Source organism: Mycobacterium kyogaense, assembly GCF_003254575.1.
Taxonomy (GTDB): Bacteria; Actinomycetota; Actinomycetes; order Mycobacteriales; family Mycobacteriaceae; genus Mycobacterium; species Mycobacterium kyogaense.
Map to the genome: position 1 here is coordinate 17,209 of NZ_QJUA01000012.1, position 21,381 is coordinate 38,589.

The 21,381-nt window shown below is 67.2% G+C and carries 18 protein-coding genes and 1 pseudogene; 7 read left to right on the top strand and 12 right to left on the bottom strand.

Annotated elements, in window-relative coordinates; all coding sequences use genetic code 11:
* Nucleotides 1–7: 7 nt before the first annotated feature.
* Both DMB80_RS11010 and DMB80_RS11015 read right to left on the bottom strand, forming a co-directional pair.
* A complete protein-coding gene (locus tag DMB80_RS11010) occupies nucleotides 8–652 on the bottom strand; it encodes a hypothetical protein (protein WP_111509894.1) in 645 nt (214 codons plus the stop codon).
* Entirely contained in the window at nucleotides 649–1,893 is a 1,245-nt protein-coding gene (locus tag DMB80_RS11015; protein ID WP_240431123.1) for a threonine/serine exporter family protein, read from the bottom strand. The genes DMB80_RS11010 and DMB80_RS11015 overlap by 4 nt, the downstream gene beginning before the upstream one ends.
* 32 nt (nucleotides 1,894–1,925) lie before the next feature.
* On the opposite strand from DMB80_RS11015, the gene DMB80_RS11020 reads away from it, so the two are divergent.
* The 5 genes from DMB80_RS11020 (at nucleotide 1,926) to secG (ending at nucleotide 5,983) form a co-directional block, all read left to right on the top strand.
* Nucleotides 1,926–2,561 carry a transporter substrate-binding domain-containing protein gene (locus DMB80_RS11020; RefSeq protein ID WP_111509895.1) on the top strand — a complete coding sequence of 212 codons (636 nt, stop codon included), beginning with the start codon at nucleotides 1,926–1,928 and terminating at the stop codon, nucleotides 2,559–2,561.
* A 112-nt stretch (nucleotides 2,562–2,673) separates the two neighbouring features.
* Nucleotides 2,674–3,696, top strand: a complete 1,023-nt coding sequence (gene gap, locus DMB80_RS11025; RefSeq protein WP_111509896.1) for a type I glyceraldehyde-3-phosphate dehydrogenase — start codon at nucleotides 2,674–2,676, stop codon at nucleotides 3,694–3,696.
* Nucleotides 3,697–3,700: 4 nt separating this feature from the next.
* On the top strand, nucleotides 3,701–4,909 hold the full coding sequence (locus DMB80_RS11030; protein WP_111509897.1) for a phosphoglycerate kinase: 1,209 nt from the start codon (nucleotides 3,701–3,703) through the stop codon (nucleotides 4,907–4,909).
* Between the two features lie 23 nt (nucleotides 4,910–4,932).
* Nucleotides 4,933–5,718, top strand: coding sequence for a triose-phosphate isomerase (gene tpiA / locus DMB80_RS11035; protein WP_046361927.1), 786 nt, complete (start codon nucleotides 4,933–4,935; stop codon nucleotides 5,716–5,718).
* Nucleotides 5,719–5,749: 31 nt separating this feature from the next.
* Nucleotides 5,750–5,983, top strand: a complete 234-nt coding sequence (gene secG / locus DMB80_RS11040) for a preprotein translocase subunit SecG (RefSeq protein ID WP_046361928.1) — start codon at nucleotides 5,750–5,752, stop codon at nucleotides 5,981–5,983.
* On the opposite strand, the gene DMB80_RS11045 is transcribed toward secG, so the two are convergent.
* Nucleotides 5,980–7,236: a flavin monoamine oxidase family protein gene (locus DMB80_RS11045; protein ID WP_111509898.1), complete on the bottom strand. Its 1,257-nt coding sequence runs from the start codon at nucleotides 7,234–7,236 to the stop codon at nucleotides 5,980–5,982. The two genes, secG and DMB80_RS11045, sit on opposite strands and share 4 nt — an antisense overlap.
* 59 nt (nucleotides 7,237–7,295) lie before the next feature.
* Between DMB80_RS11045 and ppc the strand changes: the two genes are divergently transcribed.
* Nucleotides 7,296–10,100, top strand: a complete 2,805-nt coding sequence (gene ppc, locus DMB80_RS11050; protein WP_111509899.1) for a phosphoenolpyruvate carboxylase — start codon at nucleotides 7,296–7,298, stop codon at nucleotides 10,098–10,100.
* 70 nt (nucleotides 10,101–10,170) lie between these two features.
* Here the strand turns inward: ppc and DMB80_RS11055 are convergent, their stop codons facing one another.
* The 5 genes from DMB80_RS11055 to DMB80_RS11075 form a co-directional block, all read right to left on the bottom strand.
* On the bottom strand, nucleotides 10,171–11,436 hold the full coding sequence (locus DMB80_RS11055; protein ID WP_111509900.1) for an acyl-CoA dehydrogenase family protein: 1,266 nt from the start codon (nucleotides 11,434–11,436) through the stop codon (nucleotides 10,171–10,173).
* Nucleotides 11,437–11,455: 19 nt separating this feature from the next.
* Complete coding sequence (locus DMB80_RS11060) at nucleotides 11,456–12,337, bottom strand: SDR family oxidoreductase (RefSeq protein WP_111509901.1); 882 nt, start codon at nucleotides 12,335–12,337, stop codon at nucleotides 11,456–11,458.
* A gap of 66 nt (nucleotides 12,338–12,403) precedes the next feature.
* On the bottom strand, nucleotides 12,404–13,267 hold the full coding sequence (locus DMB80_RS11065; protein ID WP_111509902.1) for a MaoC/PaaZ C-terminal domain-containing protein: 864 nt from the start codon (nucleotides 13,265–13,267) through the stop codon (nucleotides 12,404–12,406).
* Nucleotide 13,268: 1 nt separating this feature from the next.
* Nucleotides 13,269–13,703: a type II toxin-antitoxin system Rv0910 family toxin gene (locus DMB80_RS11070; RefSeq protein WP_111509903.1), complete on the bottom strand. Its 435-nt coding sequence runs from the start codon at nucleotides 13,701–13,703 to the stop codon at nucleotides 13,269–13,271.
* A gap of 72 nt (nucleotides 13,704–13,775) precedes the next feature.
* Nucleotides 13,776–14,981 (bottom strand): lipid-transfer protein, encoded by a 1,206-nt coding sequence (locus DMB80_RS11075; RefSeq protein WP_111509904.1) that lies wholly within the window; start codon nucleotides 14,979–14,981, stop codon nucleotides 13,776–13,778.
* Between the two features lie 170 nt (nucleotides 14,982–15,151).
* Here DMB80_RS11075 and DMB80_RS11080 point away from each other — a divergent pair, with 170 nt between their 5' ends.
* Complete coding sequence (locus DMB80_RS11080) at nucleotides 15,152–16,135, top strand: AraC family transcriptional regulator (RefSeq protein ID WP_111509905.1); 984 nt, start codon at nucleotides 15,152–15,154, stop codon at nucleotides 16,133–16,135.
* Here DMB80_RS11080 and DMB80_RS28535 read toward each other — a convergent pair.
* The 4 genes and pseudogenes from DMB80_RS28535 to DMB80_RS11100 form a co-directional block, all read right to left on the bottom strand.
* Nucleotides 16,132–17,853: pseudogene (locus DMB80_RS28535) on the bottom strand (FAD-dependent oxidoreductase). The gene DMB80_RS11080 and the pseudogene DMB80_RS28535 sit on opposite strands and share 4 nt — an antisense overlap.
* Nucleotides 17,850–19,505: an FAD-dependent oxidoreductase gene (locus tag DMB80_RS11090; protein ID WP_111509906.1), complete on the bottom strand. Its 1,656-nt coding sequence runs from the start codon at nucleotides 19,503–19,505 to the stop codon at nucleotides 17,850–17,852. The pseudogene DMB80_RS28535 and the gene DMB80_RS11090 overlap by 4 nt, the downstream one beginning before the upstream one ends.
* Nucleotides 19,506–19,518: 13 nt before the next feature.
* Nucleotides 19,519–20,367, bottom strand: coding sequence for a DUF4873 domain-containing protein (locus DMB80_RS11095; protein ID WP_111509907.1), 849 nt, complete (start codon nucleotides 20,365–20,367; stop codon nucleotides 19,519–19,521).
* A complete protein-coding gene (locus DMB80_RS11100) occupies nucleotides 20,364–21,278 on the bottom strand; it encodes an AurF N-oxygenase family protein (protein ID WP_111509908.1) in 915 nt (304 codons plus the stop codon). Before DMB80_RS11100 ends, DMB80_RS11095 begins: the two co-directional genes overlap by 4 nt.
* Nucleotides 21,279–21,381: the final 103 nt, after the last annotated feature.

Here is a 21,381-nt window from a genome sequence, read left to right on the forward strand (position 1 = left end):
CCTGGATCTAACGCTCCAGCAGGTGCTCCAGCGTCGCCCTGTCGATCGTGTCGAACTCGTGGTCCTCGACGTGCATGTAGTGACGCACCCGGTTGACGAAGTCGTTGATCGAGGCGTTGAACGCATCGGTGGCCGCGTTGCGCTGATCCAGGGACAACGCGTTGGTGATCTCCTGGGCGAACGCGGTGTAGATGACGCGTTGCGCGCTGTCGGCGATGTCGCTCGGTGCCACCAGTCGCAGCTCGGTCAGCAGCGTGATCGCCCGCTTGACGTCGTCCTCGAGCACGCCGGTGGCGCGCACCACCCGGAACAGCACGGCCAACCGGTCCATGTTCTCCGGGATCGACGGATCGGACTCGCGGGCCAGCGCCAGGAATTCGTTGCGGTCGGTGGTGCGGGCCAGCCGTTTCGTCATCTCCGCCCACTCCGCGGAGAGCTGCTTGAGCCCGGTGCTCGCCACCGAGACCTCCGTCATCGCGGCCACGAACCGGATCGTCGTTTCCCGCAGCAGGTCGAACCGTTGCCGTTCCTCGTCGTGACGGCTCTGCCGCTCGTGGGTCTTCTTCGCCGTCCAGTACGTCGCGATCCCGCCCACCATGGTGCCGAGCAAGCTGGCTGAGGCGGTGATCGCCGGGATCACCCAATCGGTCATGATCGGCAGTATCGCGCTCGCTGCCCCAGCGCGGCGGGCATCTGGCGACACGCGCTCCACACCAGCAGTCCCGCCTGGATGCCCAGGGCGATCGAGATCATCGAGATCAACGTGACCCCGACGGCGTCGGAGCTGTCGTTGCCGATCAGCTCGGTGACGCCGATGAAGCCGAGCGAACCGGGAACCAGCAGCCAGAACCCGGGCAGCAGCAGTGTGGCAGCCGAGGGTGTGTTCGGGCGGTGCGCGACGAACAGGGCGCACAGCGCCAGGGCCAGCCCACCCCCGAAGCCGCTGGCGTAGCTGCCCAGTGCCGCGTTGCCGGCGAGCTGACCGGCGTAGGAGACGAACAGGATCACCAGCATCCAGCCCATGAAACGGGTCGGCGGGCCGTGGTAGAGGAAAAGGCCGACGGCATAGAGCGCGCACCCGGCCCACGGTGCCCACGGCCCGAAGCGGTCCACCACCGCCACGCTGAGTTCACTCGCGGTCAGCCCCACCACCTGGGCGGCGATCAAAATGCCGAAGGCCAACTGCGCCAACCGCATTGCGCCGGATATCAGCCGGGCCGAGCCCGAGATCATGTCGCGGGTGCTCAGCTCGATGACCGCCAGCGTGATCGCCGTGCCGGGCAGGAACATGACCAGGGAGGGCGCCAGCGCCCGCAGACTGCCCTCGCCCAGATGCAGCAGCCGGCCCAGCGTGAACGAACACAACGCCACGGTGAACGCGGCGAGCACGGGCAGCAGCTGGGTCAGCGGCTCGCTGCGGCGGGCCAGCACGCCGGCCACCCCGACGCCGAACCCGAACAGCGTGGCCGCGCCGAGCGCCACCAGGTTGGGCTGCAGGATCAGGGCGAACGCCGCACTCTGCAGCGTGTAGCCGACCACGAACGCCCACGGGCCGAAGCGGGACTCCATCGTGTCGATGCGGGCGAGCTCGGCGAGGCCGGCCGCCGGGTCGATCTCGGCGCGCCGAGCCTGCCCCACCAGCGTGGCCAGCGGGAAGGTCTGGTCGAAGCGCACCTCGTGCTCGGCGCTCGACATCTCCAGCGAGTCCCCGCCGCTGAGCTGAATGTGGTTGGGCAGCAGCAGCATTTCGCCGTCCACGCCGTAGCTCCCGGCGCAGGTCGCCAGTGTCTGGCGCACGGTTCCGATCGGATACCCGGCCGCGATCATCGCTGCGCCCAGCCGGGCGAGAAACAACGTCGGGCTGGCCGGCTGCTGTGTCGGTTCGTCTCCCACCGGGCGGACAGTAAACCCCCTACGGTGGGTTCATGGGCACATTGCGGGCGGGTCTGGCCGGACCGTACCCACCCTTCACCTCCGATGACGGCGGCTTGGACGCCGAGTTGATCGTCGCGCTGGGGGAGCGACTCGGCGACGACGTCGTCATCGAGACCCTCGACGACGTCGCCGACGGGCTGGCGCGGCTGCGGACCGGCGACTACGACGTGCTGCTCGGCGGGCTGACGGTCACCGGCGGTGCCGGACTCGATGGGGCAGCGATGTCCCTGCCGCCCTATGTGATCACCGGCAACGGGCTCGCGGTGAACACCCGCCGGCTGCCGCACGTCCACGCGGTGGCCGACCTCGACGGCCTGACGGTGCGCAGCGACGACCGCGCCGGCCTCGAGGCTGCGGTCGCCGACCTGGAGTCGGGCGCCTGCGATGCGCTGATCGCGCCGGCGCCGGTGCTGGTTCGGTTGGTGCGCGACGTGCCCGACGTCGAGGTGGTGGCGCGCGGGCTGTCGGTGGAGGAGATCGCGGTCGCCGTCGCGGCAGAGAACACCGCGCTGATGGCCCGCCTGCAGGTGGCGCAGGCCGAGCTGGAGGAAGACGGCACGCTGCAGAAGCTGCGCCGGAAGTGGCTGGGCAATCCCTACGTCGACCAGGCCTCGGCGGTGCGATGAGGCGGTCTCGGGGCAACTGCGCGCGGGAGGAACCGTACGCACTAGGCTGACCGGGACACCTCACCGAGTGTGAGCAGTTCCACGACCGAGAACGACCGAGTAGGAGACTGACGTGACGATCCGGGTAGGCGTGAACGGTTTCGGCCGTATCGGGCGCAACTTCTTCCGCGCTCTGGACGCGCAGAAGCAGGCGGGTAAGAACACCGACATCGAGATCATCGCTGTCAACGACCTCACCTCCAACGCGACGCTGGCTCATCTGCTGAAGTTCGATTCGATTCTCGGCCGGCTGCCCTACGACGTCAGCCTCGAGGGCGAGGACACCATCGTCGTCGGCGACACCAAGATCAAGGCGCTCGAAGTCAAGGAAGGCCCGGCCGCGCTGCCCTGGGGCGACCTCGGTGTCGACGTCGTCGTCGAATCCACCGGCATCTTCACCAAGCGTGACAAGGCTCAGGGCCACCTCGATGCCGGCGCCAAGAAGGTCATCATCTCGGCGCCCGCCAGCGACGAGGACATCACGATCGTGCTCGGCGTCAACGACGAGAAGTACGACGGCAGCCAGAACATCATCTCCAACGCGTCGTGCACCACGAACTGCCTCGGCCCGCTGGCCAAGGTCCTCAACGACGAGTTCGGCATCGTCAAGGGCCTGATGACGACGATCCACGCCTACACGCAGGACCAGAACCTGCAGGACGGCCCGCACGGCGATCTGCGCCGCGCCCGCGCCGCCGCGATCAACATCGTGCCGACCTCGACCGGCGCCGCCAAGGCCATCGGCCTGGTGCTGCCCGAGCTGAAGGGCAAGCTCGACGGCTACGCGCTGCGCGTGCCGATCCCGACGGGTTCGGTCACCGATCTCACCGCGGAGTTGGCCAAGCCGGGCACCGTCGACGAGATCAACGCCGCGATGAAGGCCGCCGCGGACGGACCGCTCAAGGGCATCCTGAAGTACTACGACGCGCCGATCGTGTCCAGCGACATCGTCACCGACCCGCACAGCTCGCTGTTCGACTCGGGTCTGACCAAGGTCATCGACAACCAGGCCAAGGTGGTGTCCTGGTACGACAACGAGTGGGGCTACTCCAACCGTCTGGTCGACCTCGTCGGCCTGGTCGGCAAGTCGCTGTAACTCGATGAGTATCAAGTCCCTCGAAGACCTGCTCGCAGAGGGAGTAACGGGACGGGGCGTGCTCGTGCGCTCCGACCTGAACGTCCCCCTCGACGGCGACACCATCACCGATCCGGGCCGCATCATCGCCTCGGTGCCGACGTTGAAGGCGCTCAGCGACGCCGGCGCGAAGGTCGTCGTGACCGCGCACCTGGGCCGCCCCAAGGGCGAACCGGATCCGAAGTTCTCGCTGAAGCCGGTGGCCGCGGCGCTGGCCGACAAGCTCGGTCGGCACGTCCAGCTGGCCGGTGACGTGGTGGGTAGCGATGCGCTCGCCCGCGCCGAGGGCCTGACCGACGGCGACATCCTGCTGCTCGAGAACATCCGCTTCGACGCGCGGGAGACCAGCAAGGACGACGCCGAGCGGCTGCAGCTCGCCAAGGCACTCGTCGAACTGGTCGGTGATGACGGCGCGTTCGTCAGCGACGGTTTCGGCGTGGTGCACCGCAAGCAGGCCTCGGTGTACGACGTCGCGACGCTGCTCCCGCACTATGCCGGCACGCTGGTCGCCACCGAGGTCAAGGTGCTCGCGCAGCTGACCGATTCGACGCAGCGGCCCTACGCGGTGGTGTTGGGCGGGTCGAAGGTGTCGGACAAGCTCGCGGTGATCGAGAACCTCGCCACCAAGGCCGACAGCCTCATCATCGGCGGCGGCATGTGCTTCACCTTTCTTGCGGCACAAGGGCTTTCGGTCGGCAGCTCGCTGCTCGAGGAGAGCATGATCGAGACCTGCCGCAAGCTGCTGGACGACTACGGCGACGTACTGCACCTGCCGGTGGACATCGTGGTCGCCGAGAAGTTCGCGGCCGATTCGCCGGCCGAGACGGTGGCGGCCGACAAGATCCCCGACGACAAAATGGGCCTGGACATCGGGCCGGAGTCGGTGAAGCGGTTCGCGGCGCTGCTGTCCAACGCCAAGACGGTCTTCTGGAACGGTCCGATGGGCGTCTTCGAGTTCCCGGCGTTCGCAGCGGGCACCAAGGGTGTGGCCGAGGCGATCATCGGGGCCACCGGCAAGGGCGCGTTCAGCGTCGTCGGCGGCGGTGACTCGGCCGCCGCGGTGCGCCAGCTCGGGTTGCCCGACGACGGTTTCTCGCACATTTCCACCGGCGGCGGCGCGTCGCTGGAATACCTTGAGGGCAAACAACTGCCCGGTATCGAAGTCCTTCAGTAGTTCTCGACTAGGAGACCTCCACCATGTCCCGTAAGCCGCTGATCGCCGGCAACTGGAAGATGAATCTGAACCACTTCGAAGCGATCGCGCTGGTGCAGAAGATCGCTTTCTCGTTGCCGGACAAGTACTTCGATCGTGTCGACGTGACGGTTATCCCGCCGTTCACCGATCTGCGTAGCGTCCAGACGTTGGTCGACGGCGACAAGCTGCGGCTCACCTACGGCGCCCAGGACGTCTCGCAACACGACTCGGGCGCCTACACCGGTGAGATCAGCGGGGCGTTCCTGGCCAAGTTGGGCTGCAGCTTCGCCGTCGTCGGGCACTCGGAGCGGCGCACCTACCACCACGAGGACGACGCGCTGGTGGCCGCCAAGGCCGCGGCCGCGCTCAAGCACGGGCTGACCCCGATCGTCTGCATCGGTGAGCCGCTCGAGGTGCGCGAGGCCGGCGATCACGTGGAGTTCAACGTGACGTCGCTGCGCGGCTCACTGGCCGGGCTGTCCGCCGAGCAGATCAGCAAGACCGTCATCGCCTACGAACCTGTGTGGGCGATCGGTACGGGCCGGGTGGCCAGCGCTGCCGACGCGCAGGAGGTGTGTGCCGCCATCCGCAAGGAACTCGGGGAGCTCGCCTCGGCGGAGATCGCGGCGGGCGTGCGTGTGCTCTACGGCGGTTCGGTGAACGCCAAGAACATCGGCGAGCTCATCGGACAGGGCGACGTCGACGGTGCACTGGTCGGCGGGGCCTCGCTGGACGGGGAGCAGTTCGCCACCCTGTCGGCGATCGCCGCGGGCGGCCCACTGCCCTGATCGGCCATCGGCGCCCTGTAGTCTGGCGGCCATGGAATTGGCCCTGCAGATCATCCTGGTCGTGACCAGCGTGCTGGTCGTGCTCTTGGTTCTGCTGCACCGTGCCAAGGGTGGCGGTCTGTCCAGCCTCTTCGGTGGCGGCGTCCAATCCAGCCTCTCGGGCTCCACCGTGGTCGAGAAGAACCTGGACCGGTTGACGCTGTTCATCACCGGCATCTGGGTGGTCTCGATCATCGGCATGGCGCTGCAGATCAAATACAGCTAGACCAGCGCGCGGAGTACACCTTCGGCGGCTCGGCGCCCACTGAGCAGCGCACCCTGGATGGACGCGGTGTCGCGGTGATCGCCGCACACCCACAGCCCCGACGGATCGCGCACCTTCTTGCGCACCACCAGCGGCGGCAGCTGAGGCGGCAACGCGTCGGGCACGACATGCCTGATCACCGGCTGCCAGTCCGCCCCGGTGAGGCCCAGGATCGTCGCCGCATGGGCGCGCATCTGGTCCTCGGTCGGCTCGGGCCGGCCCGGCCCGAGTAGCGCTGACGCCGCGATCAGATGCCGCCCCGCCGGTGCATAGCTGGGCGCCGCGGCGCTGATGACGGCGGTGTTGACCACCGGCCCGGTCGCGCCGGGCCTGCCGTCCACCCACAGCATGGGCGGACCCTGCCACGGTTGGTCGGTGGCCCACCAGTCGGTGACGACGCCGTGCATGGTGGCGGAGACGCCGCCGATCCACTGCGCCGCCTGTGGCGCGTCGGTTGCCACCACCACCTCGCGGGCCTGCACGCGGCTTCCGTCGTCGGCCGTCACCTGCCAGCCGGAACCCACCCGTGCGATGTCGACCACCCGGCGCTGCAGTGCCACGCGCTCACCCAGCGGGGCGGCCAGCTGGCGGGGGAGCGCCGCCATGCCTCCGGCCGGGAGTGCGGGCACTCCGAGCGCGAACGTGCGCACCAGCAGCAACGCGAACGCGTTCGATGTCGCCCCGGAGTCGTCGAGCACGACCCCGGACAGGAACCGATCGATCACCCGACGCAGCTCGCCCGAGACGCCGCTGCGGTCCAGCGCGGTCACCAGTGAGGTGTCGCCGCCCCGCTTCAGGTGCCCCGGCCGCAACGCCCCGTGCGCCCATCGCGTCAGCGCCACCACATCTTTCGGCGCGACCGCGCGACGGGCCAGCATGCCCGGCAGACGCGACGGCGCCCGCAGCGGATGCGCCAGCACCACATCACCGCGCTCCCGGCGCACCCCGACCCCCGCGCCGAACGGCTGCAACCGCAGCGCGGCCACGTCGACGCAGCGATCCAGCTCCGGGTAGGCGGGGTTGAGCACCTGGAAGCCGCGATCACAGCGGAAGCCGTCGACGACGTCGGTGCGAATCCGGCCGCCCACGTCGTCGGCGGCTTCCCACACCTGCACCTCGCGCCCCGCCTCGGCGAGCACCGACGCACACCGCAAGCCGGCCAGACCGGCGCCGACTACCACGACCTCGGCTTCGGTGGCTTCGGTGACGCTCATCCGGCCACGCTACCGTGCTCGCCGTGCGTCCCCCTGTGGCTACGTCGATACTGGGCACCATGCCGCCGACAACCGACAACCTGCTCGAACCCATCGGAGCCGTCCAGCGCACGCAGGTGGGGCGGGAGGCGACCGAGCCGATGCGGGAAGACATCCGGCTGCTCGGCGCGATCCTCGGCGACACCGTGCGCGAGCAGAACGGTGAGGAGACATTCGGACTCATCGAGCAGGCGCGGGTCGAGTCGTTCCGGGTGCGCCGCTCCGAGATCGACCGCTCGGAGTTGGCGCGACTGTTCGACGGCATCGATGCCCGCCACGCGATCCCGGTGATCCGCGCGTTCACCCATTTCGCGTTGCTGGCCAACGTCGCCGAGGACATCCACCGGGAACGCCGTCGCGCCGTGCACGAGGCTGCCGGGGAACCGCCGCAGAACAGCACCCTGGCCGCGACGTACCTCAAGCTCGACGACGCCGACCTCGACGCCAAGGAGGTGGCCGAGGCGCTCGACGGTGCGCTGGTCGCCCCGGTCATCACCGCGCATCCCACCGAGACACGGCGCCGCACCGTGTTCGACACCCAGCACCGCATCACCGAACTGATGCGGATGCGGCTGCGCGGATTGACCCACACCGAGGACGGCCGCGACATCGAGCGCGAGTTGCGCCGGCACATCCTGACCCTGTGGCAGACCGCGCTGATCCGGTTGTCCCGCCTCAAGATCTCCGACGAGATCGAGACGGGCCTTCGGTACTACCCGGCGGCGTTCCTCGACGTCATCCCGCGGGTCAACGCCGAGGTGCGGGCCGCGCTGCAGAGCCGCTGGCCCGACGCGGACCTGCTGCGCGAGCCGATCCTGCGCCCCGGTTCGTGGATTGGCGGGGACCGGGACGGCAACCCGAACGTCACCGCCGAGATCGTCCGGATGGCCACCGGCAGTGCGGCTTTCACCGCGTTCACGCACTACTTCACCGAACTGACCGCGCTCGAGCAGGAACTGTCGATGTCGGTCCGGTTGGTCCACGTCAGCGAGGAGCTGGCCGCGCTGGCCGATGCGTGCGCCGAGCCCGCCCGCGCCGACGAGCCCTACCGGCGCGCGCTGCGCGTCGTGCACGCGCGGTTGACCGCGACCGCCTGCCAGATACTGGACCGGCAGCCCGAACACCAACTCGATCTCGGCATGACGGCGTACGAGACCCCGGCCGAGCTGTCGGCCGATCTCGACGCCGTCGACGCGTCATTGCGGGCCAACGGTAGCGCGGTGCTCGCCGACGACCGGTTGGCGCGCCTGCGGGAAGCGGTGCGCGTCTTCGGCTTTCACCTCAGTGGTCTGGACATGCGGCAGAACTCCGACATGCACGAGGAGGTGATCGCCGAGCTGCTGGCCTGGGCCGGCGTGCACGCCGACTATGCGTCGCTGAGCGAGGACGAGCGGGTCGAGTTGCTCGCCGCTGAGCTCGCCACGCGCCGCCCGCTGATCGGCCCGGGTGCGCAGCTGTCGGAGTTGGCCCGCAAGGAACTCGACATCGTGATCGCCGCGGCGCGTGCGGTGCACGTGTTCGGGCCCGCCGCGGTACCCAACTACATCATCTCGATGTGCCAGTCCGTGTCGGACATGCTCGAGGCGGCGCTGCTGCTGAAAGAGGCAGGGCTGCTGGATGTCTCGGGTGAGCACCCCTACGCGCCGGTCGGCATCGTGCCGCTGTTCGAGACCATCGACGACCTGCAGCGTGGGTCGGCGATCATGCAGGCAGCGCTGGACCTTCCGCTCTACCGGGCGATCGTGGCCGCCCGCGGGGACAGCCATGAGGTGATGCTCGGCTACTCGGACTCGAACAAGGACGGCGGGTACCTCGCCGCGAACTGGGCGCTGTACCGGGCCGAGCTGGATCTGGTCGAGATGGCTCGCGCGGCGGGAATCCGGTTGCGGCTCTTCCACGGCCGCGGCGGCACCGTCGGCCGGGGCGGCGGACCGAGCTACGACGCGATCCTGGCGCAGCCGCCGGGCGCGGTGAACGGTTCGCTGCGCATCACCGAGCAGGGCGAGGTGATCGGCGCGAAGTACGCTGAACCCCGCCTGGCGCACCGCAACCTGGAGACGCTGCTGGCGGCCACGCTGGAGGCCACCCTGCTCGACGTCGAAGGACTCGGAGACGAAGCGGAACCGGCCTATGCCGTTCTGGACGACCTGGCCGCCCGTGCGCAGCGCGCGTACGCCGAATTGGTTCACGAGACACCGGGTTTCGTCGATTACTTCAAGGCCTCGACGCCGGTCAGCGAGATCGGTGCCCTGAACATCGGCAGCAGGCCGACCTCGCGCAAACCCACCACGTCCATCTCCGACCTGCGGGCGATCCCGTGGGTGCTCGCCTGGAGTCAGTCGCGCATCATGCTGCCGGGCTGGTACGGCACCGGCACCGCGTTCGAGGACTACATCGGCGACGGGCCCGACAGCGACGCGCGGCTGAAAGTGCTGCAGGACCTCTACCGGCGGTGGCCCTTCTTCGCGACGGTGCTGTCGAACATGGCTCAGGTGCTGGCGAAGTCGGATCTGGGGCTGGCGGCGCGCTACGCCGAACTGGTCGACGACGTCGAGTTGCGGCACCGGGTGTTCGACAAGATCGTCGACGAACACGCCCGCACCATCCGGATGCACAAGCTCATCACCGGCCAGGACGACCTGCTGGCCGACAACCCGGCGCTGGCGCGGTCGGTGTTCAACCGCTTCCCGTACCTGGAACCGCTGAACCACCTGCAGGTCGAACTGCTGCGCCGCTACCGGTCGGGCGACGAGGACGAGCTGGTGCAGCGCGGCATCCTACTGACGATGAGCGGGTTGGCCACCGCCTTGCGCAACAGTGGCTAGATTGTTGCTGCCGCAACGGTGGCTGAATTGTTGCTGCCGCAACGGTGGCTAGATTGCTGCGCCCCGAACATCAACGCGCGAGCAGGCCTTTCGCGACGTGCGTCACCTGGATCTCGTTGCTACCCGCGTAGATCATCAGCGACTTGGCGTCGCGGGCGAGCTGCTCGACCCGGTACTCGGCCATGTATCCGTTTCCGCCGAAGAGCTGGACTGCCTCCATCGCCACGTCGGTAGCGGCCTTGGTGGAGTAGAGCTTCATCGCCGACGATTCGGCCAGTGAGGGGATCTTGCCTGCGGCAAAACTCTCCAGCGCGTTGAACACCATGTTCTGTACGTTCAGCCGCGCGATCTCCATCTCGGCCAGCTTCAGTTGGATCAACTGGAACCTGCCGATCTCTTGACCCCAGAGAGTGCGTGATTTGGCGTAATCGACGCACAGACGGTGGCACTCGTTGATGATCCCCAGCGACAGGATGGCGCAACCGACCCGCTCCACGATGAAACTCGAGCGGGCGCTGTCACGGCCGTCACCGCCCTTGTGATCCTCGGTCTCGCCGAGCAGCCGGTCCCGCGTGAGCCGGACGTTGTCGAAGAACAATTCACCTGTGGGGGAGGAGTGCATGCCCATCTTTTTGAACGGCTTGCCCTGCGTGAGGCCCTCCATCCCGGTGTCGAGGACGAAGGTCAGCACCTTCCGGTCCCGCTTGCCGGCCTGATCGCCCTCATCGAGCTTGGCGTAGACGACGATGACGTCTGCGTACGGCCCGTTGGTGATGAAGGTCTTCTGTCCGTTGAGGATGTAGTCGTCGCCGTCGCGGCGGACGTAGGTCTTCATGCCGCCGAACGCGTCAGAGCCGGAGTCGGGCTCGGTGATCGCCCACGCGGCCACCTTGTTCAGCGTGACGATGTCCTTGAGCCAGCGCTGCTTCTGGGTCAGGGTGCCGCGGCTCGCGATCGTGGCCGCACCGAGGCCGAGGCTGACGCCGACGGCGGCCACGCTACCGAGGGTGACGCCGGTGAGCTCACTGATCAGCACTGCGGCCATGCTGCCCTGGGCTGCCAGCGGGTTGCCGCCGGACTTGCCGCCCGACTTCTTCTCGGGTTCGGGCTCACCGGCGGCGATCCGGTCGGCCTTCTCCTGTTCCTTGGCCAGCATCTTGTCGACCGTCTCGTCGATCAACGCATCGAGGCCGAACTCCTTGAAGAGCTTGCGCATGATGTCGTACGGCGGCAGGTCGCCGTGCTCGAGTTCATCGATGTGGGGACGGATTTCCCGGTCGATGAAGGTGCGCACGGAATCGCGGACCATCTCGTCGGTCTCAGACCATTCGAACATTTCTCTTCTCCTTCTCTGATCAGGGCAGCCGAGCGGCGATGTCGTCGATGGTCCACGCCTCGTCGGTCTCGATGGTCTTGACGTCGTGCCAGCCGGCGAGCTCGCTGATGGCGCCGCCCTGTACGGCGAACACCTTGCCCGTGATCGGGCACTGGGCAGTCGCGAGGTACGCAACCAGCGGTGAGATGTTGGCGGGACTGAAGGCGTCGAAGCCACCCTCGGCTTCGGCGTCGGCCGCCTCAGCGGCCATCAACGCACCCATGCCCGGCGTCGCCAGCGTCAGCCGCGTGCGGGCGATCGGCGCGATCGCGTTGGCCCGCACACCGTAGCGCTGCAACTCGTCTGCGGCGACCAGCGTCAGCGCGGCGATGGCCGCCTTCGCCGCCCCGTAGTTGGCCTGTCCCGCATTGGGAACGGTCACACCCGATGCCGAGGCTGTGTTGACGATCGCGGCGTCGGGCTGGCGACCGGCCTTCGACTCGGCCTTCCAGTAGGTCGCGGCGTGCCGGATGACCGAGAAGTGGCCCTTGAGGTGCACGGCCACCACGGCATCCCAGTCGGACTCCACCAATGCCGGGATGAACCCGTCGCGGAGGATGCCTGCGTTGTTCACGACGACGTCGAGCCTGCCGAACTCATCGATGGCCTGGTCCAACAGCGCCTCGGCGCCCGCCCAGGTCGCGATGTTCTCGGTGTTCACCACGGCACGTCCGCCGGCGGCGACGATGTCGTTGACCGTCTCCTGTGCGGGGGTGCCGTCTGCGCCGTCACCGCTGTTGCTGCCACCGAGGTCGTTGACCACGACGGCGGCACCTTCACGGGCGAACAGCAGAGCGTGTTCGCGACCGATACCGCGACCGGCGCCGGTGATGACGACCACGCGGCCTTCCAAGGCACCCATGTCTTCTCCTTCAATTGGAAACGTTTGCTTCGCCGTCACGATCGGTTGTGACACGTGATGGCGGGATCAGTCGGTGATTTCAGCGATGCCGTTGCTCAGTACGATGTCGTCACCGCGGACCGTCTCGAAGGCGTATGTGGTGACGCCATTTTCGGTGTACACGCGCCAGATCCGGGTCGACAGGTCGTCGCCGGGAAAAACGAACTTCGAGAACCGCACGGCCAAGCGATTCACCCGGGCCACGTCAGAACCGGCTACCTCGGCAACGATTCCCCAGCCGGCCATCGCCATCGTGCAGAGGCCGTGGGCGATGATGCCCGGAAGGCCTGCGTCCTTGGCGACCTCCTCGTCCAAGTGCAGCGGCACCGGATCGCCCGATGCCGGTGCGTACCGGAAGGTCTGGTCGTCGTCGACGTGCGCGGTCACGGTTGCCGCCGGCGGCCCCTCCTTGACCCCGGGGTGCGACGCGATCACGGGGATCGCTTCGCCGACCTTCTCGCCCGCGTCGACGCCGCGGAAGAAACCAGAAAGGTACTGCTCGTTGACGAGTTCACCCGAGATCTGGTCGTGGCAGGTGAGGTGGATGTAGACCAGCGCACCGGTGGACTTCGTCTCCCAGCCGATCACGCGCCCGCGAGACACCAGCGTGTCGCCCGGCTTGATCGGGCGGTGGAAGTGGAAGTCCTGCTCGCCGTGCGTGATCCGGCCGAAGATGCTCATCGGGACCACATCCACGGCCGGGGCCATCAACGCGTCGAACGCCGGCACGATGGCGAACACCGGTGAGCCGACGTCACCTGCGAGGTGCGCGGGGACCGGGTCATTGGTCGCCGCGGCGTACTCCGCGAGACGTTCGCGAGTGACCTCGAAACGCTCCTCGTCGGACCACAGATTCAGACCTGCGCGGTCGAATTCGTGCCGATCGCCCACCTCAGGCACCGGTGGCGAGCGCGGCGAGCTTGTCGAGCGACTCCTGGATCTGCTTGGTGCCGTCCTTTTCGACCGCCTTGCCGAGTGCACCCTTGATCAGCGCGCCCTCGAAATCGCCCGCAACCCGCACGTCGGTGCTGTCGCCGGACGGTGTCAGCTCGAACGAGAAGTCCGCCTTGACCCCCGCCATGCCCGTGCCGGACAGGACCAGCTTGTTGTTCGTCACCTCCTCGACGACCCACTCGATCTTGTTCGCCATTCCGAGCATGAAGATCTTCGCGGTGAGGTTGGCTCCGGCGGTCAGCTTGGCCGGCGGCTCCACCATCCAGCGCTCGTGGATGGTGAACCACTCACCCCACGTGTTCGGGTCGCTGATCACCTCGATCAGTGTGGCCGAAGATGCTGGGAGAGTGGCGGTCTGCTCGATGTGCCCCATGTCGATGGTCTCCTTGGTTTTCGGGAATCTGGTTGATGTGTCGGATGGATGTCGGCGGGGGAGTGACGTCGATCAGCGATCGGCGCGTTGGTAGGCGGTGACGACGGCAGCACCGCCCAGGCCGATGTTGTGCTGCAGCGCCGCGGTCACATCGGCGACCTGGCGCTGGTCGGCGGTGCCCCGCAGCTGCCAGGTCAGTTCGGCGCACTGTGCGAGGCCTGTCGCTCCGAGCGGATGGCCCTTCGAGATGAGGCCGCCCGAGGGGTTGACGACCCACGTGCCGCCGTAAGTGGTCTCGTCGGCGTCGATCAGCGTGCCCGCCTCACCGGGGGCGCACAGACCCAACGCCTCGTAGAGCAGGAGTTCGTTGGCAGAGAAGCAGTCGTGCAGCTCGATGACCTGGAAGTCCGCGGCCCCCAGACCGGACTGGTCATACACCTTCTGTGCGGCTTGGACATTCATGTCGTAGCCGATGATGCTCTTGCAGGTGCCGTCGAAGGTGGACGTGAAGTCGGTCGTCATCGCCTGACCGACGATCTCGACCGCCTGATGAGCAAGCCCGTGCCTGTCGACGAAGTCTTCGCTCGCCAGGACTGCCGCGGCAGAACCATCCGAGGTCGGCGAACACTGGAGCTTGGTCAGCGGGTCGTAGATCATCCGGGCATCGAGTATTTGGTCAAGGCTGTACTCGTCGCGGAACTGCGAGTACGGGTTGTTTACCGAGTGCTTGTGGTTCTTGTGCCCAATCTTGGCGAAATGCTCGGCGGTCGTGCCGTAGGTCTGCATGTGCTCGCGGCCGGCGGCTCCGAACATCCATGGTGCTGGCGGGAAGAGCACCTCGGAGATCTCCGCCAGCGCTTGCATGTGGTTCGCGATCGGCTGTTCCCGGTCGTCGTAGGTGGTGCCCAGCGAACCGGGCTGCATCTTCTCGAAACCAAGTGCCAGAACGCAGTCGGCCAGACCGCCCCTGATCGACCGCGCACCGAGGTACAGGGCGGTGGAGCCGGTCGAGCAGTTGTTGTTGACGTTGACGACCGGGATGCCGGTCAATCCCAGCTCGTAGACGGCACGCTGCCCCGAGGTGGACTCGCCGTAGACGTAGCCCACGTACGCCTCCTCGATCTCGTCGTAGGAGATCCCGGCATCGGCGAGCGCCTTGGTGCCCGACTCCCTGGCCATGTCCGGGTAATCCCACGCGCTGCCGTCGTCGTTGCGCCGTCGGCCCGGCTTCTCGAACTTCGTCATGCCGACACCGACAACGAAAACCCGTTCTGCCACTGGCGGTCCTCTCGATAGGTCAGCTGATCAACTGTTCCGAATCGAGGCTAGGTCGCCCGCCGGACCCTGACGAGGACCCCGGCAGGCGTCTTGGGGGACCGAAACGATCATCGGTAATAGGATCGGAAGCTGATTCGATCGCAGGTCACGCGAAGGGCGTCCGCCGAGACATGGCATACACCATCCCCGTCCAATTTCTCCGCGCCACAGTCGAGGCCATGGTCAAGCGCGGCTTCGACGTACAGCGCGCGTTACAGGAGACCGGGCTCGACTGGCAGCGCTACTCCCTGGAGCTGACCAGGCTCACGCCGGAACAGACCACCGCGGTGATCCGGCATTTCTGGGACGTCACTGACGACGAATTCTTCGGCTTGGGGCCGCGACCCGTTCCGCGCGGCACGCTCCGCCTGTCGGGCTTCACCCTGATCCACAGCCGTGACCTGCGCGCGGCATTGACCCGGATGCTCGAGCTCAGCTCGGTGTGGGCCGGAGTTCGCGGCGAGTACGAGGTCAACGACGATGTCGTCACGGTCCGCCAGCTGGACGATCCGGATTCGCCGGTCGATTCGTTCATCGCGTTCACGCTGATGAGCAGCCTCCAGCGGTTCGCGGGTTGGCTCACGGGATCATCGCTGCAGTTGCGCCACCTCGAATTCCGTGTCAACGCAGAACATCTCAGTGATGACTACCTGGCGATTTTCGGTATCCGGCCGGTGTTCGGGGCGGCCCGGAACACGATGTCGTTCGACCCCGAGGCGCTCACCCGACCTGTGGTCCGCTCCGAGGCCGATCTCAAGGACTTTCTCCGCGACGCACCGGGGGTCCTGTTCTACGCGCATGAGCACACCACCACGATCACCACCCAGATCCGGCTCATCATGGAACGAAACTCGAACGGGCCGTGGATGACTGCCAACGATCTCGCTGATCGGCTGTCCATCAGCCCGCCCCACCTGCGCCGACTGCTCCGAGAGGACGGCACCTCCCAGCGCCGGATCCGCGACGAGGTGCTCCGGGACCGAGCGGTCCAGGCTCTGGTGCACGGCGACGAGACAATCGCCGACCTCGCCACGCGCCTCGGGTTCTCCGAGACCAGCGCGTTCCGGAGAGCTTTTCGGCGCTGGACCGGTTCTGCACCAAGCGATTACCGCTAGCAGGGCTCAACGGGGTGGACCACCACTCGCGGTGTCGGCAGCCGGAGCTGGCCGGGCGCGCCGGCGGGAACCGCGGGGCGATATTGGTGGGATCGGAGCGATGCGTCGGTAGCCGGTGCCCTGCTCGGCGCGCCGGTCCACGTCGCCTTTGTTCGGCCACAGCGAGGCGGCGCGCTCGGCCTGCGCAGTGATCGACAGCGACGGGTTGACTCCGAGATTGGCGGAGATCGCGGCACCGTCGACGACGTACAGCGACGGGTAGCCGTGGATCCGATGGTAGGGATCGATGACGCCGGTTTCGGGTGTCTCGGAAATCACAGCGCCGCCGAGGAAGTGGGCGGTCACGGGAATGTTGAGGATGTCGCCCCATGCGCCGCCGGCGATCCGTCCAGTTTCGCCGCGACCCGGCGAGCCACCTCGTTGCCGATGGGAATCCAGCTGGGGTTCGGCGCGCCGTGCCCCTGTGTGGAGGTCATGAGTCGCCGGCGGGAGCCGGGAATCTTGCGGGTGTACGTGGTGATCGAGTTGTCCAGGCTCTGCATGACCAGCAGCACCATGACGCGCTGCCCCCAGTCCTTCTGGGTGAGCAGCAGTTTCAGTTCGGACGGCGTCTTCGTCAGCTTTTCGAGGAACCTCGGAATCCGGGTGCGTCCCGGGCCGCCGTCGACGAGGAGTGTCTGCAGCAGCCCCATGGCGTTGCGGCCCGGTCCGTAGCGGCAGGGCTCGATGTGAGTGTCCGGTGTCGGGTGAAACGAGCTGGTGATCGCGACTCCCCGCGACAGGTCATGTGCAGGGTCGGCCTTGTAGCGCGCCGCACCCAGCACCGACTCCGAGTTCGTACGCGTGAGCACGCCGAGCCGGTCGGAGAGCTTCGGCAGTGCGCCGCTGTCCTTGAGTGAATGCAGCAGCTGCTGCGTGCCCCACGTCCCGGCCGCGAACACGACGGTGTCGGCGGTGTACACACCGCGTTGCCTGCGTGTACCAGTCGCTCGGGTGTACACCGCCCAACCGCCGTCGGCGGCCTCGCGCAGCCCGGTCACCGTGGTCATCGGGATGAACTGTGCTCCGATGCGTTCCGCGAGGTGAATGTAGTTCTTGATCAACGTGTTCTTCGCTCCCACACGGCAGCCCGACATGCATTGGCCGCACTGGGTGCAACCGGTGCGTGCGGGACCGGTCCCGCCGAAGAACGGATCGGGGTCGGTGCGTCCGGGCTCGTTGAAGTACACGCCGACCGGGGTCGGGACGAACGTTTCACCGGCGCCCATCTCTTCGGCGACCTGCCTGAGCACCTCATCCGCCGGGGTCTCGTGCGGATTGGTCACCACGCCCAGCATCCGGCGGGCCTGATCGTAGAACGGGCTCAGTTCCTCGTCCCAGTCCGTGATGTGGCGCCACTGCGGATCGTCGAAGAATGGCGCCGGCGGCTTCTAGAGGGTGTTCGCGTAGTTCAACGAGCCTCCCCCGACACCGGCGCCGGCCACCACCATCACGTTGTTCAGTAGGTGGATACGCTGCAGGCCGTAACAACCGAATCGCGGCGCCCACAGGAACTTTCTCAGGTTCCAGGTGGATTCCGCGAAGTCGGAGTCATCGAATCGCCGGCCTGCTTCGAGTACGCCGACGCGGTAACCCTTCTCGGTCAACCGCAGCGCTGTGACGCTGCCACCGAAACCGGAACCGATCACCAACACATCGAAGTGGTTGCCGTCGCTCACGACCTCGATCCGCCAGCCGATGCCGGGGTGCGGTGACCCGACCTGCGGCCAACCCTGGGCCACAACGGAAGTAGTGTGACGCGGGCGACTGCGAGCGGGGTCCTCGGTTCGCTCGGGCGCCCACGTCGGTACGCGTTGGCTTGCTCGACGGCGTCCGCGTAACCGTCGGCGCCGTCGATCGTTACGACTCGTGGACAGGTGTTGCGCAGCAATTCGGGGAATCCACTGTCGAGGTGGTCTCCGAGCGCCCCTCCTGCGTAGTCGTCCATCACGTGTTCGGCTGCGGCCTCGGCGCAACTGCGGTTGATGCCGATCCCGCCGTTCGGCCCGCGTGCGATCCATCCGGTGGCGTACACGCCGGGGATGACCGCGCCCGTGTCCGGATCGACGACCCGCTTGTCGTCATTGGGGATCGTGCCTGTCTCGATCGAGTAGGGTACGCCCGCAATGGGAGTGCCACGAAAGCCGACGGCCCGCAAGAGCACGGCGGCGTCGACTGTTTCGTCGGACCCGCCACCCGGGGCGGCAAGTGCCACCGACACTCCACCGTCGTCCGATGGAGTCACTCGCTCGACGACGGTGTTGAACCGCAGCACAATTCGACGGGCCCCGGGCGTGGGTGCGGCGACGGACGCGGCGCGCAGGAGGTCGACGGTGGCCGATGAGGGTGAATCGACCAGGTCGGCCGGATCAACCACCACGTCGATACCCGCGGTCTGCATCAGGCCGTGCAGTTCGGCGGCGGTGAATGCGGCATCTGTGGGGCCGCGGCGGCCGACGATCACCACCTCTTCCACGTGCGAGTCCCGCAGCGCAGCCAGCGCACGTGGCGCGATCCCGGTACCGGCGAGCGCGTCGGGGGCGGTGGCGAGGATCCGCGCCATGTCCAGCGCCACATTACCGTTGCCGACGATCATCGCGCGCCGTCCGCACAGGTTCGGTGTGAAGTCCCCGGCGTACGGATGGTCGTTGTACCAGCTGACGAAAGACAATGCGCCGGTGACGAATTCTTCGCCAGGGACGCCGAGCTGGCGTTCCTCCTGGGAGCCGTGCGCGTAGACGACGGCGTGGTGGTGACGCATCAGGTCCGTGTGTGTGACGTCGGTGCCGACGTCGACGTTGAGGCGCAGTCCGAAGCGGGACTGTTGGTCGCGCATCCACCGGAACTGCGCCATGGCGGCCTTGGTGGACGGATGGTCCGGTGCCACCCCGAACTCGACCAGACCGCCGGGGACGGGCAGCTTCTCGAACATCGTCACCTCGACTCCGGGGTGACGGAGTAGGGAACGTGCGGCGTACCAGGCCGCCGCACCGGACCCGACGACGGCCACGCGGAGCCCATCGAGTCCACGTCGGATCAGCGGCGCCTTCCGCGTGTCCCAGTTCGGGGACATCGGGTGGTCTGCGTAGTACCGCGCGTTGGCTTCGGCGAACCAGCGCTGGTCGTCCCGCAGGCCGGTTTCGGGCAGGATCGCGTCGACCGGGCACACGTCGGCGCAGGCGCCGCAGTCGATGCAGGCCTCGGGATCGATGTGCAAGATCTCGGCGGTGCCGAAGCCCGGCTCGTCCGGACGGGGATGGATGCACCCGACCGGGCACGCCGCGAGGCACGAGGCGTCGCTACAGCAATTCTGGGTGATGACGTAGGCCATGACGGGTTCCTCGCTAGATGTCTGTGAATCCGGCCAGCTCAGCTGCCAGCGGCAGTGGATAGGGGGATGCTCCGGAGCCGAGGATGTGCGAACCGCCCCACGGGTCACGGTCGACGAGGACCGCGGATACTGCCGGATTGGCTCCGACGGTGATCGTGATCGGCTGGTTCACCCTGCGGTGCAACGCATTCAGGAGCGGTGTCGGCTGAACCCGACCGGACCATCGGATGGCGTTGTCGATCGGCTGGAACACCGCGAGGACATGGATGTCGACCTCGTATGCGGCCCCGTTCGCGTCGGTGATCATCGCGGGACCGCGGTAGTCGCCGTCGCTCTCCCGTTCGTCGCGATGGGTGAATTCGAAGTCGTCGAGAACTGGACGCTTGCGCACCGAGGGATTGAGGCGCTCCAGCTGCAGGTCGATGTAGCGACCCGCCTGCGACTGAGCGTGACCGCGGATCTCGATCCGCGTCGCGTGTCTGCTGCCGAAGGCCTTCAGGCAACGGACGATGTAGCGTGCCGCGTCGCGATCACCGGCCACGAAGTAGTTGGGAAAGCCGTGCCGCGCCACTCCGAGATACCGATGCGAGCCGAAGCGCGCGCGGGCGTCGTCCTCGTCGAGTAGACCACGCCGATCCACGGCTTCCGTTGCATCGACCACGATGCCGGCCTCGCATCTACTGCCGTTGTCTCCGGTAAGGATCCACCGGTCTTTCTCGGGATCGAACGTCATGGGGAGATCGGCTGACAGGACGATGGGCTCCGCTGCAATCACTCGTCGGACACGGCGCGCCAAGTGCTCGATGCCAGGAGAGGCACCACGTACCGCGACGTCGACCACGGTGGTGTTGCGTGGGGTCACTCGAGGAATCCCTGTTTGCGCCACATCAGACGGGACACCCAGCCCATCAGGCCGTTGTCCACCAAGAAGTGGTACAGGGGCGCGAATGCCTCGCGCCGGCTCGCGTTCACCGGCTCATTGGCACGCGCCTGCCGCATCGCCTCCTCGGGGTCCAGGCCCGCGCGGCGGTAGACATCCTTGTTGTACATGATGCGCCGCAGGACAATTGCCGCGATGCCGTTCATCTGACGCACGAACGCGCGTTCCCACCATGCGGCGCGCTCCAGCCGGCGCAGGACGCCTTCCCGTGCGTACCGGATGTGGCGTGCTTCTTCGGCGCTGTGGATGCGGAAGATCTGCGCGACGATGGGCTGGATGTCGGGATCGTGCGCGGATTTGCGCTGCAGATCATCGAGGATCTCCTCGCCGCACAACGCGGCAACCCAGAGTGCCAGACCTTTGTACGCGATCGGGAACAACTGCACGGTGAATGCTTCGAGCTTGGACAACCGGTACGGCTGAGCGCCGATCGCAGTGGCGCCGCGGCCGAACATGATCATGTGCCGGGTCTCGTCGCCGATTTCGGTCAGTGCGTAGTGCACGTCCCGCGCGGACGGATCCTGGTAGAGCATCGCGCGGAAGAGGCCTTGGTTGAGCGTGTTTTCGAACCAGACGCCGCGGCTCAGCATGTTCGCGACCTCTTGCCGCGATAGCTCGACGCGCTGACGATGCGGCATCGATTCCCACATGGGGGTGCCGAAAAGGGAGATGCCCTCTTCCGGCAGGTAGAACACATCCGGATCTTGCGGCGCATCCCAGTCGATGTCGATCGACGAGTCGTAAGAGCGTCGCATCGACCCGTCGAGCAACCGATCTGCCTTCTGTGCGCGATCGCGCCGGGCATCGGATCGAGTCGACGAGGTGGTCGTCATTGTCTGTCCTCCGAAACGCTGGACGAGCGGCCGACGTCGTCGACCGACCTGGTGTCTCGGAACCTAACAGGCATACAGACAAAAGTCATCTATGTGTCTGTAA

Bases quoted from the DNA above. Each gene is read 5' to 3' on its own strand.
- DMB80_RS11010 (WP_111509894.1), bottom strand. From the start codon at position 652: ATGACCGATTGGGTGATCCCGGCGATCACCGCCTCAGCCAGCTTGCTC.
- DMB80_RS11020 (WP_111509895.1), top strand. From the start codon at position 1,926: ATGGGCACATTGCGGGCGGGTCTGGCCGGACCGTACCCACCCTTCACC.
- DMB80_RS11030 (WP_111509897.1), top strand. From the start codon at position 3,701: ATGAGTATCAAGTCCCTCGAAGACCTGCTCGCAGAGGGAGTAACGGGA.
- tpiA (WP_046361927.1), top strand. From the start codon at position 4,933: ATGTCCCGTAAGCCGCTGATCGCCGGCAACTGGAAGATGAATCTGAAC.
- secG (WP_046361928.1), top strand. From the start codon at position 5,750: ATGGAATTGGCCCTGCAGATCATCCTGGTCGTGACCAGCGTGCTGGTC.
- DMB80_RS11045 (WP_111509898.1), bottom strand. From the start codon at position 7,236: ATGAGCGTCACCGAAGCCACCGAAGCCGAGGTCGTGGTAGTCGGCGCC.
- ppc (WP_111509899.1), top strand. From the start codon at position 7,296: ATGCCGCCGACAACCGACAACCTGCTCGAACCCATCGGAGCCGTCCAG.
- DMB80_RS11055 (WP_111509900.1), bottom strand. From the start codon at position 11,436: ATGTTCGAATGGTCTGAGACCGACGAGATGGTCCGCGATTCCGTGCGC.
- DMB80_RS11060 (WP_111509901.1), bottom strand. From the start codon at position 12,337: ATGGGTGCCTTGGAAGGCCGCGTGGTCGTCATCACCGGCGCCGGTCGC.
- DMB80_RS11070 (WP_111509903.1), bottom strand. From the start codon at position 13,703: ATGGGGCACATCGAGCAGACCGCCACTCTCCCAGCATCTTCGGCCACA.
- DMB80_RS11080 (WP_111509905.1), top strand. From the start codon at position 15,152: ATGGCATACACCATCCCCGTCCAATTTCTCCGCGCCACAGTCGAGGCC.
- DMB80_RS11090 (WP_111509906.1), bottom strand. From the start codon at position 19,505: ATGGCCTACGTCATCACCCAGAATTGCTGTAGCGACGCCTCGTGCCTC.
- DMB80_RS11100 (WP_111509908.1), bottom strand. From the start codon at position 21,278: ATGACGACCACCTCGTCGACTCGATCCGATGCCCGGCGCGATCGCGCA.